General features: G+C 70.6%; 14 protein-coding genes. All 14 read left to right on the forward strand.

All coding sequences use genetic code 11. The features are described from left to right. A partial coding sequence (locus DW299_RS17340) for an RsmB/NOP family class I SAM-dependent RNA methyltransferase (protein WP_522731644.1) occupies positions 1 to 650 on the forward strand: 650 nt, incomplete at its 5' end. A 10-nt stretch (positions 651 to 660) separates the two neighbouring features. Then, positions 661 to 1,341 (forward strand): ribulose-phosphate 3-epimerase, encoded by a 681-nt coding sequence (gene rpe / locus DW299_RS17345; RefSeq protein ID WP_136037333.1) that lies wholly within the window; start codon positions 661 to 663, stop codon positions 1,339 to 1,341. Beyond that, entirely contained in the window at positions 1,338 to 1,601 is a 264-nt protein-coding gene (locus DW299_RS17350) for a phosphoribosyl-ATP diphosphatase (protein WP_136032435.1), read from the forward strand. Before rpe ends, DW299_RS17350 begins: the two co-directional genes overlap by 4 nt. 38 nt (positions 1,602 to 1,639) lie before the next feature. After that, a complete protein-coding gene (gene hisG / locus DW299_RS17355; RefSeq protein WP_136032433.1) occupies positions 1,640 to 2,479 on the forward strand; it encodes an ATP phosphoribosyltransferase in 840 nt (279 codons plus the stop codon). Beyond that, positions 2,479 to 3,240, forward strand: a complete 762-nt coding sequence (gene hisF, locus DW299_RS17360) for an imidazole glycerol phosphate synthase subunit HisF (protein WP_136037334.1) — start codon at positions 2,479 to 2,481, stop codon at positions 3,238 to 3,240. The genes hisG and hisF overlap by 1 nt, the downstream gene beginning before the upstream one ends. Continuing rightward, on the forward strand, positions 3,237 to 3,623 hold the full coding sequence (gene hisI / locus DW299_RS17365) for a phosphoribosyl-AMP cyclohydrolase (RefSeq protein WP_136037335.1): 387 nt from the start codon (positions 3,237 to 3,239) through the stop codon (positions 3,621 to 3,623). The genes hisF and hisI overlap by 4 nt, the downstream gene beginning before the upstream one ends. Continuing rightward, a complete protein-coding gene (locus DW299_RS17370) occupies positions 3,620 to 4,210 on the forward strand; it encodes a Trp biosynthesis-associated membrane protein (protein ID WP_136032427.1) in 591 nt (196 codons plus the stop codon). The genes hisI and DW299_RS17370 overlap by 4 nt, the downstream gene beginning before the upstream one ends. A 44-nt stretch (positions 4,211 to 4,254) precedes the next feature. Then, entirely contained in the window at positions 4,255 to 4,485 is a 231-nt protein-coding gene (locus DW299_RS17375; protein WP_136032424.1) for an HGxxPAAW family protein, read from the forward strand. Next, a complete protein-coding gene (trpC, locus tag DW299_RS17380) occupies positions 4,485 to 5,261 on the forward strand; it encodes an indole-3-glycerol phosphate synthase TrpC (protein ID WP_136037336.1) in 777 nt (258 codons plus the stop codon). Before DW299_RS17375 ends, trpC begins: the two co-directional genes overlap by 1 nt. Next, positions 5,258 to 6,526: a tryptophan synthase subunit beta gene (gene trpB, locus DW299_RS17385; protein ID WP_136032420.1), complete on the forward strand. Its 1,269-nt coding sequence runs from the start codon at positions 5,258 to 5,260 to the stop codon at positions 6,524 to 6,526. The genes trpC and trpB overlap by 4 nt, the downstream gene beginning before the upstream one ends. Beyond that, positions 6,523 to 7,326 (forward strand): tryptophan synthase subunit alpha, encoded by an 804-nt coding sequence (gene trpA / locus DW299_RS17390; RefSeq protein WP_136032418.1) that lies wholly within the window; start codon positions 6,523 to 6,525, stop codon positions 7,324 to 7,326. The genes trpB and trpA overlap by 4 nt, the downstream gene beginning before the upstream one ends. A gap of 10 nt (positions 7,327 to 7,336) precedes the next feature. Next, positions 7,337 to 8,362 (forward strand): prolipoprotein diacylglyceryl transferase, encoded by a 1,026-nt coding sequence (gene lgt, locus DW299_RS17395; RefSeq protein ID WP_136037337.1) that lies wholly within the window; start codon positions 7,337 to 7,339, stop codon positions 8,360 to 8,362. Positions 8,363 to 8,506: 144 nt separating this feature from the next. After that, on the forward strand, positions 8,507 to 13,030 hold the full coding sequence (gene gltB / locus DW299_RS17400; protein ID WP_136037405.1) for a glutamate synthase large subunit: 4,524 nt from the start codon (positions 8,507 to 8,509) through the stop codon (positions 13,028 to 13,030). After that, the gene (locus DW299_RS17405; RefSeq protein ID WP_136032414.1) at positions 13,023 to 14,489 is read left to right on the forward strand and encodes a glutamate synthase subunit beta; all 1,467 of its coding nucleotides are present in this window, start codon (positions 13,023 to 13,025) and stop codon (positions 14,487 to 14,489) included. Before gltB ends, DW299_RS17405 begins: the two co-directional genes overlap by 8 nt. Positions 14,490 to 14,537 lie beyond the last annotated feature (48 nt).

A 14,537-nucleotide genomic window follows, 5' to 3' on the forward strand; every position in this document is an offset into this window, starting at 1 on the left:
CGCTGGCCGCCGCGGCACCGGTCCGGGCGGGGGAGCGGTGGCTCGACCTGTGCGCCGGGCCGGGCGGCAAGACGGCGCTGCTGGCCGCGATCGCCCGCGAGCACGAGGTGACGTTGGAGGCCAACGAGGTCGTGCCGACGCGCGCTCGACTGGTGCGGAAGGCGCTGCGGGCCGTCCCCGGAGACGTGACCGTGCACGAGCGCGACGGCAGAGAGCTGGCGCGCGAGAACCCGGGCGGGTTCGACCGCATCCTCGTGGACGCGCCGTGCACCGGGCTGGGAGCGCTGCGGCGTCGTCCGGAGGCGCGCTGGCGCAAGACGCCCGCCGATGTGGCCGAGCTCGTGCCGCTGCAGGTGGACCTGCTGTCCGCCGCTCTCGACGCGCTCGCTCCGGGCGGCGTCGTGGCCTATGTCACGTGCTCGCCGCACCTGGCCGAGACCACCGGGGTCGTGCGCGAGGTGCTGCGGGACCGCGCCGACGTGGTGGAGCTGGATGCGCGGCGCGTGGTGCGCGACGTCTCCCGCTCGCCGATCGACCTCGCCGACGACGGTCGTGCCGCCACGGGCAGCGCCCAGCTGTGGCCGCACCGCCACGGCACCGACGCCATGTTCCTCGCGCTCCTGCAGCGCACCGACGACACCGAAGGGTAGGACAGAGACCGTGGAGCTTCCTCGCGCACCGCGCATCAACCCGAGCATCCTCGCCGCCGACTTCGTCAACATGCAGACGGAGCTCGCCCGCATCGCGACGGCCGACTTCGCCCACGTCGACGTGATGGACAACCATTTCGTGCCCAACCTCACGTTCGGGCCGCAGATGGTGCAGCGCATCCAGGAGACCAGTCCCGTCCCGCTCGACGTGCACCTCATGATCACGGACCCCGAGCGCTGGGCACCCGGGTACGCGGAGCTGGGCGCGGCGAGCGTCACCTTCCACCTGGAGGCCGCGGTCGACCCGGTGTCGCTCGCGCGGCGGTTGCGCGACATCGGTGCCAGAGCCGGTGTCGCGGTCAAGCCGGATACCCCGGTCGACGGACTGTTCCCGGTCCTCGACGAGTTCGACCAGATCCTGGTGATGACGGTGGAGCCCGGGTTCGGCGGTCAGGGGTTCATGCCGGAGACGATGCCGAAGCTGCGCGCGCTGTCGGAGGAGGCACGACGTCGAGGGTCGCAGGTGTGGCTCCAGGTCGACGGGGGGATCTCCGACGACACGATCGCGCAGGCGGCGGCCGCGGGGGCGGACACCTTCGTCGCGGGCTCGGCCGTGTACGGGCAGGACGACGTGGAGGCGGCGGTCTCGCGGCTCAGGCACCTCGCGCGAGCCGCTAGCCTGGAATCGTGAAGACTTTCGACGAGCTGTTCGCCGAGCTCAGCGTCAAGGCCGAGACCCGACCGGAAGGGTCGGGCACGGTCGCGGAGCTCGACGGCGGCGTGCACACGATCGGCAAGAAGATCGTGGAGGAGGCCGCCGAGGTGTGGATGGCGGCCGAGTACGAGTCCGACGAGGCGGCGGCGGAGGAGATCTCGCAGCTGCTGTACCACCTGCAGGTGATGATGCTCGCGAAGGGCCTCACCCTGCAGGACGTCTATCGACATCTGTGATGCGCTCCGCCCCCACTCCTTCGAACTGAAAGCCGTTCATGCTGCGCATCGCCGTTCCCAACAAGGGCTCGCTGTCCGAGACCGCCGCCGAGATGCTCGCGGAGGCGGGCTACGCCGGCCGCCGCGACCCCAAGACCCTGCACGTCGTCGACACCGAGAACGACGTCGAGTTCTTCTTCCTCCGTCCGCGTGACATCGCCACATACGTCGCCTCCGGCGCCCTCGACGTCGGCATCACCGGACGCGACCTACTGCTCGACGTGCAGCAGCCGGCGCGCGAGATCGAGCAGCTCGGCTTCGGCGCGTCGACGTTCCGCTTCGCCGGCCCTCCCGGACGCTTCACGTCGATCGACGACCTCGACGGCGTGCGCGTGGCCTCGGCCTACCCCGGACTGGTGGGCTCTTTCCTCCGGGAGCACGGCGTGAACGCCGAGCTGGTGCAGCTCGACGGTGCGGTGGAGTCGGCCGTGCGCCTCGGCGTCGCCGATGCCGTCGCCGACGTGGTCTCCACGGGGACCACGCTGCGACAGGCGGGGCTGGAGATCTTCGGCCCCGTCATCCTGGAGTCCGAGGCCGTGCTGATCAGCCGCCCGGGTGACGCGGACGGCGTCGACACGCTGCTGCGCCGTCTCCGAGGCGTCATGGTGGCCCGCCGGTACGTGCTCCTCGACTACGACCTGCCGACCGAGCTGGTCGACCAGGCGGTCGCGATCGCTCCCGGCCGGGAGTCGGCCACCATTTCCCCGCTGCGCGACCCGGCCTGGGTGGCCGTGCGCGTGATGATCCCGCGTCGCCGGGTCAACCAGGTGATGGACGACCTGTACGCATTGGGGGCCAGGGCGATCCTCGTCACGGCGATCCACGCGGCGAGGCTCTGATGACTCTCGCGAGCAGGGTCATCCCGTGCCTCGATGTGGCCGAGGGCCGCGTCGTGAAGGGCGTGAACTTCGAGAACCTGCGCGACATGGGGGATCCGGTCGAGCTCGCCCGGCACTATGCGGCGCAGGGCGCGGACGAGATCACCTTCCTCGATGTGACCGCGACCGTCGACGCGCGGGCCACGACCTACGACGTCGTGCAGCGCACCGCCGAGCAGGTGTTCGTGCCGCTGACGGTCGGCGGGGGAGTGCGCAGCGTGGAGGACGTGGCCCGGCTGCTGTCCGTCGGCGCCGACAAGGTGGGGGTGAACTCCGCCGCGATCGCCCGGCCCGAGCTGATCGGCGAGATCGCGGACCGCTTCGGCGCTCAGGTGCTCGTGCTCTCACTCGACGTGAAGCGGGCCGACACGACGCATTCCGGTTTCGTCGTCACGACGCACGGCGGTCGCACGCAGACCACGCTGGACGCTCTCGACTGGGCCAGGGAGGCCGCGGAGCGCGGGGCGGGTGAGCTGCTGGTGAACTCGATCGACGCGGACGGTACGCGCGACGGGTTCGATCTGGAACTCGTCCGGCTCATGCGCGAGGCGGCTCCGGTGCCCGTGATCGCCTCCGGCGGCGCCGGACGAGCGACCGATTTCGCCCCGGCCATCAAGGCGGGTGCCGACGCCGTGCTCGCGGCGAGCGTCTTCCACACGGGAGCGCTCACGGTCGGCGACGTGAAGGACGCGCTGCGCGCGGAGGGGGTGCTGGTCCGATGACGGAGGCGCAGCAGGGGCAGAGCGAGCCGGATGTCGAGGCGCGCATCGCCCAGGTGGCTTTCACGGCCGAGGGCCTGGCGCCCGCGATCGTGCAGCAGTGGGATACGCGCGAGGTGCTGATGCTCGCATGGGTCGATGCGGAGGCGCTGCGGCGCACGCTCACGTCGGGTCGTGCGACGTACTGGTCGCGGTCCCGGCAGGAGTACTGGCGCAAGGGCGACACCTCCGGGAACATCCAGGTGGTGCGCGAGGCCCGACTCGACTGCGACGGCGACGCGATCCTGCTGCTGGTCGACCAGACCGGCCCGGCGTGCCACACGGGGACCCGCACGTGCTTCGACACGACCGACCTGGGTGCCGTCGACGGATCGGCGTCGTCGTGAGCCTCGCCCGGCGGGGGCGCTCGCTCGCGGTCTCCGGCTTCCTGCTCGCCGGCGCCCTCGGCATCATCTCCTCCACGCAGACCTGGTTCACGGTCGAGCGCGCCGATGCGGGAGAGGCGATCCTCGTGCCGGGGGCCGCGGCGATGGTGCTGCTCGCGCCGCTGAGCCTCGCGGTGCTGGCGCTCGGCGCGGCCCTGTCGATCGCCGGTCGCGCGGTGCGGCTGGTCTTCGGGGTGCTCGCCGCGGTCGCGGCGGTGTTCCTCGGCTGGTCGACCGTGCAGCTGCTGGTCGCTGAGCCCTTCGACGCCGTCGCCGCGACCGTGACCGAGACCACGGGGCTCGCGGGCGACACCGCCGTGCACGAGGTGGCGGCGCACATCGTAGCGTCCGCGTGGCCGTGGGTCGCGCTCGTCGGCTGGGTGATCCTGCTGCTCGCGGCCGTGCTGGTACTGGTCACCTGGCGTCAGTGGAAGTCGGGCGGCCGCCGTTACCGCACCGAGACCGCGCACCCCGCGACGCACGAGGGCCCGGTCGACGCGGTCGACTCGTGGGACGACCTGTCCCGCGGGACGGATCCCACGCGCTGACCCCGATAGACTGAACACATCCGCACGTCGTCCCCGGAGGAAACATGACCAACCCGATCGCCGACCCTGGCCACGGACACTCGCCTGCGGCCTGGACCGCCGTCGTGATCATGCTCGTCGGCTTCACCGCCGCGACCGTCGCGTTCTGCTTCGAGCAGCCGACCCTGGTCTGGATCTCCGCCGCGCTGATCCCGATCGGGGCCATCGTGGGTTGGGCGCTCGCGAAGGCGGGCTACGGCGTGAAGGGCCCCAAGTACTCCCCGAAGGCGCACTAGTGGTCCTCGCCGACCTGACGGCCGGCGCTGTCGCAGACGCCGAGCGTCGCTCCCTCTCCCGGCCGATCGAGGTCGTCGAGCGCGAGGCTCTCGGGCGCCCGGCGGCGAAGGACGCCCTGGCGTTCCTCGCTCCCGCCGAGCGGGTCAAGATCATCGCCGAGGTCAAGCGGGCGAGCCCGTCCCGTGGCGCACTCGCCGAGATCCCGGACCCCGCCCACCAGGCGTCGCTGTACGAGCAGGGCGGCGCCTCGGCGATCAGCGTCCTGACCGAGGAGCGCCGTTTCGGCGGCAGTCTGGCGGATCTCGAGGCCGTGACCGCGCGGGTGTCGCTGCCGGTGCTGCGCAAGGACTTCATCGCCACGCGGTATCAGGTGCTGGAGGCGCGGGCGGCGGGTGCTGATCTCGTCCTGCTGATCGTCGCCGGGCTCGAGCCGGAGGTGCTGCGCGACCTGTACGCGTTCATCCTGGAGCTCGGCATGACCCCGCTCGTCGAGACGCACTCGGCGGAGGAGCTCGACGTGGCGATCGACCTCGGCGCCGCGCTGATCGGCGTGAACGCGCGCGACCTGAAGACCCTCGAGCTCGACCGTGACCTCTTCGGTCGGCTCGTCGACCGCATCCCGGACACGGCGATCAAGATCGCGGAGTCCGCGGTGCTCACCCCCGCCGATGTCGCGCACTACCGTTCGGCCGGTGCCGACGTCGTGCTGATCGGTGAGGCCCTGGTGACCGGAGATCCGGTCGCCACGCTCGAGAGCTTCCTGGAGGCGAAGTGAGTCTGCGTGACCAGCACGGCCCGTACTTCGGTGACTTCGGCGGCCGGTTCATGCCGGAGTCGCTGATCGCCGCGATCGACGAGCTGACGGTCGCGTACGAGGAGGCGATCGCCGATCCGGAGTTCCGTGCCGAGCTGGCCCACCTGCTGTCCTCCTACGCCGGACGCCCCTCGGCGCTGACCGAGGTGCCGCGGTTCGCCGAGCACGCCGGGGGCGCGCGGGTGTTCCTCAAGCGCGAGGACCTCAACCACACCGGCTCGCACAAGATCAACAACGTGCTGGGTCAGGCGCTGCTCACCAAGCGCCTGGGCAAGACCCGGGTGATCGCCGAGACGGGTGCAGGACAGCACGGTGTCGCGACGGCCACCGCGGCGGCCCTGTTCGGCCTGGACTGCACGATCTACATGGGCGAGGTCGACACCGAGCGCCAGGCGCTGAACGTCGCCCGCATGCGCCTGCTGGGCGCCGAGGTCGTGCCGGTGACCTCGGGCTCGCGCACGCTGAAGGACGCGATCAACGACGCGTACCGCGACTGGGTCGCCTCGGTCGAGACCACGAACTACATCTTCGGCACCGCCGCGGGGCCGCATCCGTTCCCGGCGATGGTCCGCGATTTCCAGAAGATCATCGGCGAGGAGGCGCGCGCCCAGCTGCTCGACGAGGTGGGCCGGCTGCCCGACGCGGTGTTCGCGTGCGTGGGCGGCGGCTCGAACGCGATCGGCATGTTCGACGCGTTCCTCGACGACGAGGGCGTGCGCCTGTACGGCGTCGAGGCGGCCGGCGACGGAGTGGACACCCCGCGGCACGCGGCGTCGATCGAGCGCGGTCGTCCCGGTGTGCTGCACGGCGCGAAGACCTATGTCCTGCAGGACGAGGACGGCCAGACGGTCGAGTCGCACTCGATCTCCGCCGGGCTCGACTATCCCGGCGTCGGCCCGGAGCACTCGTGGCTGGCCGACATCGGCCGCGCGGAGTACATCCCGGCGACCGACGACGAGGCGATGCAGGCCCTGCGGCTGTTGAGCCGCACCGAGGGCATCATCCCGGCGATCGAGTCCGCGCACGCACTCGCGGGAGCCCTGCGGATCGGCCGCGAGCTCGGACCGGACGCGGTCCTGGCGATCTGCCTCTCCGGCCGGGGCGACAAGGACATGGACACGGCCGCCCGGTACTTCGAGCTCTACGACGAGGCGGCGCTCGCGCACGACGCGACCGAGGAGAGCTCCGCCGAAGAAGCCGCCTCGAAGGGAGAGCCGCAGCTGTGAGCCGCGTCGAACAGGCCATCCAGCGCGCGCACGACGCCGGCCGCAGCGCCTTCGTCGGCTACCTGCCCGTCGGCTTCCCCGACCTGGAGACGAGCATCCAGGCGGCGATCGCCCTCGCCGAGAACGGCGTGGACATCATCGAGCTCGGGCCGCCCTACAGCGACCCCGTGATGGACGGCGCGATCATCCAGGAGGCGACGACCGCCGCCCTCGCCGCCGGCTTCCGGATGAAGGACCTCTTCACCGCGATCCGCGCCATCACCGCCGCGACCGACGTCCCGGTGCTCGTGATGACCTACTGGAACCCGGTGCTGCAGTACGGCGTCGATCGCTACGCCGACGACCTGCTGGCGGCGGGCGGCGCCGGGCTGATCACGCCCGACATCACGCCGGACGCGGCGGCGGAGTGGATCGCGGCGAGCGAGCGGACCGGGCTCGACCGGGTGTTCCTGGCCGCGCCGACCTCGTCGGACGAGCGCCTCGAGCTCGTCGTGAAGTCGTCGACCGGTTTCGTGTACACCGTCTCCACCATGGGCATCACGGGGGAGCGGGCCGAGCTCGATCGCGCCGCACGCACCCTCGTCGCCCGCCTGCGCGAGCACGGCGCCCGGCGCGCCTGCGTCGGCATCGGCATCTCCACCGCCGAGCAGATCGCCGGTGTCTCCGAGTACGCCGACGGCGCCATCGTCGGCACCGCGCTCGTGCGCGCCCTGCGCGATGGCGGCGTCCCCGCCCTCGCGGCCGTCGCCCGAACCCTCGCCACCGGCACGTCGTCGGTGCGCTCCGTCCCCGAGAACTAGAATCGCACTCATGTCCCTCGCGCTCCCCAGCAGCTTCACCGGCGTGCTCGCCAGCATCCCGAGTCCTCCCGTCGCGTACATCGACCTGGGCCCGGTGCGGATCCACTTCTACGCGCTCTGCATCATCGCCGGCATCATCGTCGCGGTGCTGCTGACCAACCACCGCCTCACGAAGCGCGGTGCGGAGCCGTGGGTCGTGATCGACATCTCGATCCTCGCGGTGCCGCTGGCCATCATCGGCGCCCGCATCTTCCACGTGCTGACCCACCCGAACTTCTACTTCGGCGAGGGCAAGAACACCTGGAACCCCTTCGAGCCCGGCTCGGTGTGGGCGATCTGGGAGGGCGGCATCGCCATCTTCGGCGCGCTGATCGGCGGCGCCATCGGCGCGTACCTCGGCTGCCGCTGGACCGGTATCCGCTTCTGGACGTTCGCCGACGCACTCGCTCCCGGGCTGCTGCTCGCGCAGGCCATGGGCCGGTTCGGCAACTGGTTCAACCACGAGCTCTTCGGCCTGCCGACCGACCTGCCGTGGGGCCTCGAGATCGAGTCCACCAACTCGGCCTTCCCTCCCGGGCTCCCCGAGGGCACGCTGTTCCACCCGACGTTCCTGTACGAGGTGCTGTGGAACGGGCTCGGCGTGATCGTGCTGCTGTGGCTGAGCCGCAAGCTCTTCTTCCAGTGGGGCCGGCTGTTCGCGATCTACCTCATCTGGTACAGCGCTGGTCGCATCGTGTGGGAGTCGATCCGCATCGACCCGAGCGAGATCATCCTGGGTCTGCGCAGCAACGTCTGGGCGGCGATCATCGGCGTCGTCGTCGGCCTCGTCATCCTCGTGGTGCAGACGCGCCGTCACCCGGGTCTGGAGCCTTCTCCGTATCAGCCCGGCCGCGGCCGGAAGGACCTGGACGCTGATGTACAATCGCAAGACAATCCCTCTGATTTCGTGGACGTGAGCGAGCCTCCGACCGACGAGGTCACCGCAGGAGCCACCGCCACAAGCACTGCTCCCACGAGCGAGGACGGCTCCCGATAACGCCGCGTCCCGCGGCGGGAGAACCATTGCACTGAACGAGCGGGCCGACGACGTCCCCGGGTTTCACTGAAGATCTGAGGACGGTAACTGGTGTACTTCCAGCCCCCTTACGGCGCCTCCGGCGCATACCCCCCGAAGCAGGGCATGTACAACCCGGCGTTCGAGAAGGACGCCTGCGGCCTGGCCATGGTCGCAACGCTGCGCGGCGAAGCCGGGCACGACATCATCGCGCTGGCCCTCGAGGCCCTGCGCAACCTGGAGCACCGCGGGGCCATCGGGTCCGACGCGGGCACGGGAGACGGGGCCGGCATCCTCACGCAGATGCCAGACGCCTTCCTCCGCGCGGTCACCGGCTTCGAACTGCCGCCCGTGGGGGAGTACGCCGCAGGACTCGCGTTCCTGCCTCGCGACTCGAGCGAGCGCCGCCAGCAGAAGGCCGGCATCGAGAAGATCGCGCGCGCCGAGGGCCTCCGCGTCCTCGGGTGGCGTGAGGTCCCCACCGCGAACGAGAACCTCGGCAAGCTCGCCGACGAGGCCCGCCCCGCGTTCGAGCAGCTCTTCGTGAGCGCCGGCGGGGCCACGCACGCCGACGCGCCGCTCACCGGCATCGCCCTCGACCGCGTCGCCTACCGCCTGCGCAAGCGGGCCGGCCACGAGCTCGGCGCCTACTTCGTGTCGCTGTCCAGCCGCACCCTCGGCTACAAGGGCATGGTCACCACGCTGCAGCTGGAGCCGTTCTACCCCGACCTGCAGGATGAGCGGTTCGCGTCCGAGCTCGCGGTCGTGCACTCCCGCTACTCCACCAACACGTTCCCGTCGTGGCCGCTCGCGCAGCCGCTGCGCATGCTGGCGCACAACGGCGAGATCAACACGGTCGGCGGCAACCGCAACTGGATGCGCGCCCGCCAGTCGCAGCTCGAGTCCGAGCTGCTCGGCGACATCTCGCCGCTGCTGCCCATCTGCACCGACGGCGCGAGCGACTCGGCCTCGTTCGACGAGGTGCTCGAGCTGCTCACCCTGACCGGTCGCAGCCTGCCGCACGCGATCATGATGATGGTGCCGGAGGCGTACGAGAAGCAGGCCGACATCACGCCGGAGCTGCGCGCGTTCTACGAGTACCACTCCAACCAGATGGAGCCGTGGGACGGCCCCGCCGCGCTCATCTTCACCGACGGCACGCTGGTCGGCGCGACGCTCGACCGCAACGGACTGCGCCCGGGGCGCTGGACCGAGACCACCGACGGACTGGTCGTGATCGGCTCGGAGACGGGCGTGCTGCACTTCGAGCCCGAGCGCATCAAGCGCCGCGGGCGTCTGCAGCCCGGCAAGATGTTCCTCGTCGACACGGCCCAGCGCCGCATCGTCGAAGATCGCGAGATCAAGCAGGAGCTGGCCACGCTGCACCCGTGGCAGGAGTGGCTCGACGCGGGGGCCGTGCGCCTGGCCGACCTGCCCGAGCGCGAGCACATCGTGCACCCGCCGGCGTCGATCACCCGCCGCCAGCGCACCTTCGGGTACACCGAGGAAGAAGTGCGCATCCTGCTGACCCCCATGGGCCAGACCGGCGTCGAGCCGCTCGGTGCCATGGGCTCGGACACCCCGATCGCGGTGCTCAGCAAGCGCCCGCGACTGCTGTTCGACTACTTCACGCAGCAGTTCGCCCAGGTCACGAACCCGCCGCTGGACTCGATCAGGGAAGAGGTCGTCACGAGCCTCAAGCTCGGCCTCGGTCCCGAGTCGAACCTGCTCAGCTGGGGTCCGGAGCACACCCGCACGGTGTCGCTCGACTTCCCCGTGATCGACAACGACGAACTGGCGAAGATCCGCCACATCGACAAGGCGCTGCCCGGCCGGTCGAGCGCGACGATCCGCGGCCTGTACCACTTCGACTCCGGCCCGCACTCGCTCGCCGAGCGCCTGACGGAGATGTGCGCCGAGGTCGACCAGGCCATCGCGGACGGCGCGGAGTTCCTCATCCTGTCCGACCGCGACTCCAACAAGGACCTCACGCCCATCCCGTCGCTGCTCATGGTGTCGGCGATCCACCACCACCTCATCCGGCGCGAGAACCGCATGAAGGTGGGCCTGATCGTCGAGGCCGGAGACGTGCGCGAGGTGCACCACGTCGCGACGCTGATCGGCTACGGCGCGTCGGCGATCAACCCGTACCTGGCGATGGAGACGGTCGAGCACCTCGTCCGCACCGGCTACATCACCGGCATCACGCCCGAGAAGGCGGTCAAGAACCTGATCTACGCGCTCGGCAAGGGCGTGCTGAAGATCATGTCGAAGATGGGCATCTCCACCGTGTCGTCGTACGCCGGCGCCCAGGTGTTCGAGGCCGTCGGTCTCAGCCAGGAGTTCATCGACGCCTACTTCACCCGCACGGAGTCGAAGCTGGGCGGCATCGGGATCGAGGAGATCTTCGCCGAGAACCAGGCGCGGCACGACTACGCGTACCCCGAGGATGCCGCAGCCCGCGCGCACGAGCGCCTGTGGACGGGCGGCGAGTACCAGTGGCGTCGCGACGGCTCCCCGCACCTGTTCAACCCGGAGACGGTGTTCAAGCTGCAGCACTCCACCCGGACGCGGCGGTACGACATCTTCCGCGAGTACACGAAGCTCGTGGACGAGCAGGCGGCCGAGCTCAAGACCCTCCGCGGACTCTTCACGCTGCGCACCGGGACCCGCAAGCCGGTCCCGCTCGACGAGGTCGAGCCGGTGTCCGCGATCGTGAAGCGCTTCTCGACCGGGGCGATGAGCTACGGCTCCATCTCCAAGGAGGCGCACGAGACCCTGGCGATCGCGATGAACCGGATCGGCGGCAAGTCGAACACCGGTGAGGGCGGCGAGGACCCCGACCGCCTGCTCGACCCCGAGCGGCGCAGTGCGATCAAGCAGGTGGCCTCCGGCCGCTTCGGCGTCACGAGCCTGTACCTCACCGAGGCGGACGACATCCAGATCAAGCTCGCCCAGGGCGCGAAGCCCGGCGAGGGCGGTCAGCTGCCGCCCACGAAGGTGTACCCGTGGGTCGCGCGCACGCGTCACGCCACGGCCGGCGTCGGGCTCATCTCGCCGCCGCCGCACCACGACATCTACTCGATCGAAGACCTCAAGCAGCTCATCTTCGACCTGAAGCGCGCGAACCCCGAGGCGCGCATCCACACGAAGCTGGTGAGCCAGTCCGGCATCGGTGCGGTGTCGGCGGGTGTGGCGAAGGCGCTGAGCGACGTCATCCTGGTGTCCGGCCACGACGGCGGCACGGGTGCGAGCCCGCTGAACTCCCTCAAGCACGCGGGTACCCCCTGGGAGCTGGGGCTCGCCGAGACGCAGCAGACGCTGATGCTCAACGGCATGCGCGACCGCGTGGTGGTGCAGGTCGATGGCCAGCTCAAGACCGGGCGCGACGTCGTGATCGGCGCGCTGCTCGGCGCGGAGGAGTTCGGCTTCGCGACGGCTCCGCTCGTGGTGAGCGGCTGCATCATGATGCGCGTCTGCCACCTGGACACCTGCCCGGTCGGCGTCGCCACGCAGAACCCGGTGCTGCGCGATCGGTTCACGGGCAAGCCCGAGTTCGTCGTCAACTTCATGGAGTTCATCGCGGAAGAGGTGCGCGAGCTCCTCGCCGAGCTGGGCTACCGCTCGATCGACGAGATCGTCGGACGCACCGAGCTCCTGGAGACGAATGCGGCCGTCGAGCACTGGAAGGCCGAGGGTCTCGACCTGAGCCCCGTGCTGGAGGGCCCGGCGTTCCCGGCCGGCGAGCCGCGCCGCAGCGGTCGCGCGCAGGACCACGAGCTCGACAAGCACTTCGACGTGCAGCTCATCGACATCGCGAAGGGGGCGCTGCTCAACGGCGAGCCCGTCGTGGTGGAGCTGCCGATCGCCAACACGGAGCGCGCGGTGGGCACGATGCTCGGCCATCAGGTGACGTCGCGGCACGGTGCCACCGGGCTGCCGAAGGAGACGATCGACGTCACCCTCACAGGGACCGCGGGGCAGTCGCTCGGCGCGTTCCTCCCGCCGGGCATCATCCTCCGCCTCGAGGGCGACGCGAACGACTACGTCGGCAAGGGCCTCTCGGGCGGAGACATCACGATCCGTCCGCCGCGCGGGGCGTCGATCGCACCGCACGAGAACGTGATCGCGGGCAACGTGATCGGCTACGGCGCGACCTCGGGCACGATGTTCATCTCCGGTGTCGTCGGCGAGCGGTTCCTGGTGCGCAACTCCGGGGCGACCGCGGTCGTCGAAGGCGTGGGCGACCACGCCCTGGAGTACATGACCGGCGGGCTCGCGGTGATCCTCGGGCCGACCGGGCGCAACTTCGGCGCCGGCATGTCCGGGGGAGTGGCCTATGTGCACGCCCTCGACACCGCGAAGGTGAACGCGCAGTCGCTCGGCAGCGGAGAGCTGCGGCTGGAGCCGCTGGACCGCGCCGACCTGGAGGTGCTGCGCGGACTGCTCGTCGAGCACGTCGAACGTACGGCGTCCCCGCGCGCGACCGAGCTGCTGGACGACTTCGACGCGCGCGCGGCGGAGTTCGTGAAGGTGCTTCCCCGTGACTTCGCCGCCGTGCGGAGCATGCGCGAGGAGGCTCTGGCCGAGGGGATCGACCCCGACGGCGACATCGTGTGGAACCGTATCCTGGAGGTGACCGGTGGCTGACCCCAAAGGCTTTCTGAAGGTGACCGAGCGGGAACTTCCCGCTCGCCGTCCGGTGCCGGTGCGCATCATGGACTGGAAAGAGGTCTACGAGCCGGGCGACAAGGCCGTCCTGCGCCGTCAGGCCGGTCGCTGCATGGACTGCGGTGTGCCGTTCTGCCACTCGGGCTGCCCGCTCGGCAACCTCATCCCCGAGTGGAACGACCTCACGTGGCGCGGTGAGGGCCGGGCCGCGATCGAGCGCCTGCACGCCACGAACAACTTCCCGGAGTTCACCGGTCGCCTGTGCCCGGCGCCCTGCGAGAGCTCATGCGTGCTGGGCATCAACCAGCCGGCGGTCACGATCAAGCAGATCGAGGTCTCCATCATCGACGAGGCCTTCGCGAAGGGCTGGGTCGAGCCCGAGCCGCCGCAGCGCCTCACCGGCAAGACGGTGGCCGTCGTCGGCTCGGGGCCCGCGGGCCTCGCCGCCGCCCAGCAGCTGACGCGCGCGGGGCACACGGTCGCGGTGTTCGAGCGCGACGATCGCATCGGCGGGCTGCTGCGCTACGGCATCCCCGACTTCAAGATGGAGAAGACGCAGCTCGAGACGCGTCTGCGCCAGATGCAGGAGGAGGGGACCCGGTTCCGTGCGGGTGTCGAGATCGGCAAGGACATCTCCTGGGCCGACCTCCGCGCGCGGTACGACGCGGTCGTGATCGCGACCGGTGCCACGGTTCCCCGCGATCTGCCCATCCCCGGGCGCGACCTCGACGGCGTGCACTTCGCGATGGAGTACCTCGTGGAGTCCAACCACGCGGTCGCCGGCGACGCGGTCCCAGGGCAGATCACGGCCGAGGGCAAGCACGTCATCGTGATCGGCGGCGGCGACACCGGTGCGGACTGCATCGGCACGGCGCACCGTCAGGGAGCGCTGAGCGTGACGAACCTGGCCATCGGCAAGCAGCCCGGCGACACGCGCCCCGACCACCAGCCGTGGCCGATGATGCCGACCGTGTTCGAGGTGTCGTCCGCGCACGAGGAGGGCGGGGAGCGCGTGTTCCTCGCCTCCACGGTGGAGTTCCTGTCGAACGAGGTCGGCGAGGTGCGCGCGCTGCGGGTGGCCGAGACCGAGTACATCGACGGACGCCGGGTTCCCAAGAGCGGCACCGAGCGGGAGATCCCCGCCGATCTCGTGCTCATCGCGATGGGCTTCACGGGTCCGGAGCAGGACGGCTACACGGAGGACACCCGTCCGCAGGTGACCGACCGCGGCTCCTTCCACCGCGACGCGTCGTACGAGTCGTCGGTGCCCGGCGTGTTCGTGGCCGGTGATGCCGGACGCGGGCAGTCGCTCATCGTGTGGGCCATCGCGGAGGGTCGTGCGGCGGCGGCGAACGTCGATCGCTACCTCATGGGCACCACGGTGCTGCCCGAGCCGGTGCGGCCGAGCGATGTCGCGATCGGTCTCCAGCCCGCGTAGGCTGGGGCAGGCACCGTCGCCCGAACGTTCATCCCCCACTTCTACCCT

Origin of the sequence: Microbacterium sp. K35 (assembly GCF_004794375.1) — a bacterium.
Lineage (GTDB): Bacteria > Actinomycetota > Actinomycetes > Actinomycetales > Microbacteriaceae > Microbacterium > Microbacterium sufflavum.

What these genes read in the sequence shown, in the direction of transcription:
- hisG (WP_136032433.1), top strand. Translation starts at nt 1,640, where the DNA reads ATGCTGCGCATCGCCGTTCCCAACAAGGGCTCGCTGTCCGAGACCGCC.
- hisF (WP_136037334.1), top strand. Translation starts at nt 2,479, where the DNA reads ATGACTCTCGCGAGCAGGGTCATCCCGTGCCTCGATGTGGCCGAGGGC.
- hisI (WP_136037335.1), top strand. Translation starts at nt 3,237, where the DNA reads ATGACGGAGGCGCAGCAGGGGCAGAGCGAGCCGGATGTCGAGGCGCGC.
- DW299_RS17375 (WP_136032424.1), top strand. Translation starts at nt 4,255, where the DNA reads ATGACCAACCCGATCGCCGACCCTGGCCACGGACACTCGCCTGCGGCC.
- lgt (WP_136037337.1), top strand. Translation starts at nt 7,337, where the DNA reads ATGTCCCTCGCGCTCCCCAGCAGCTTCACCGGCGTGCTCGCCAGCATC.
- gltB (WP_136037405.1), top strand. Translation starts at nt 8,507, where the DNA reads ATGTACAACCCGGCGTTCGAGAAGGACGCCTGCGGCCTGGCCATGGTC.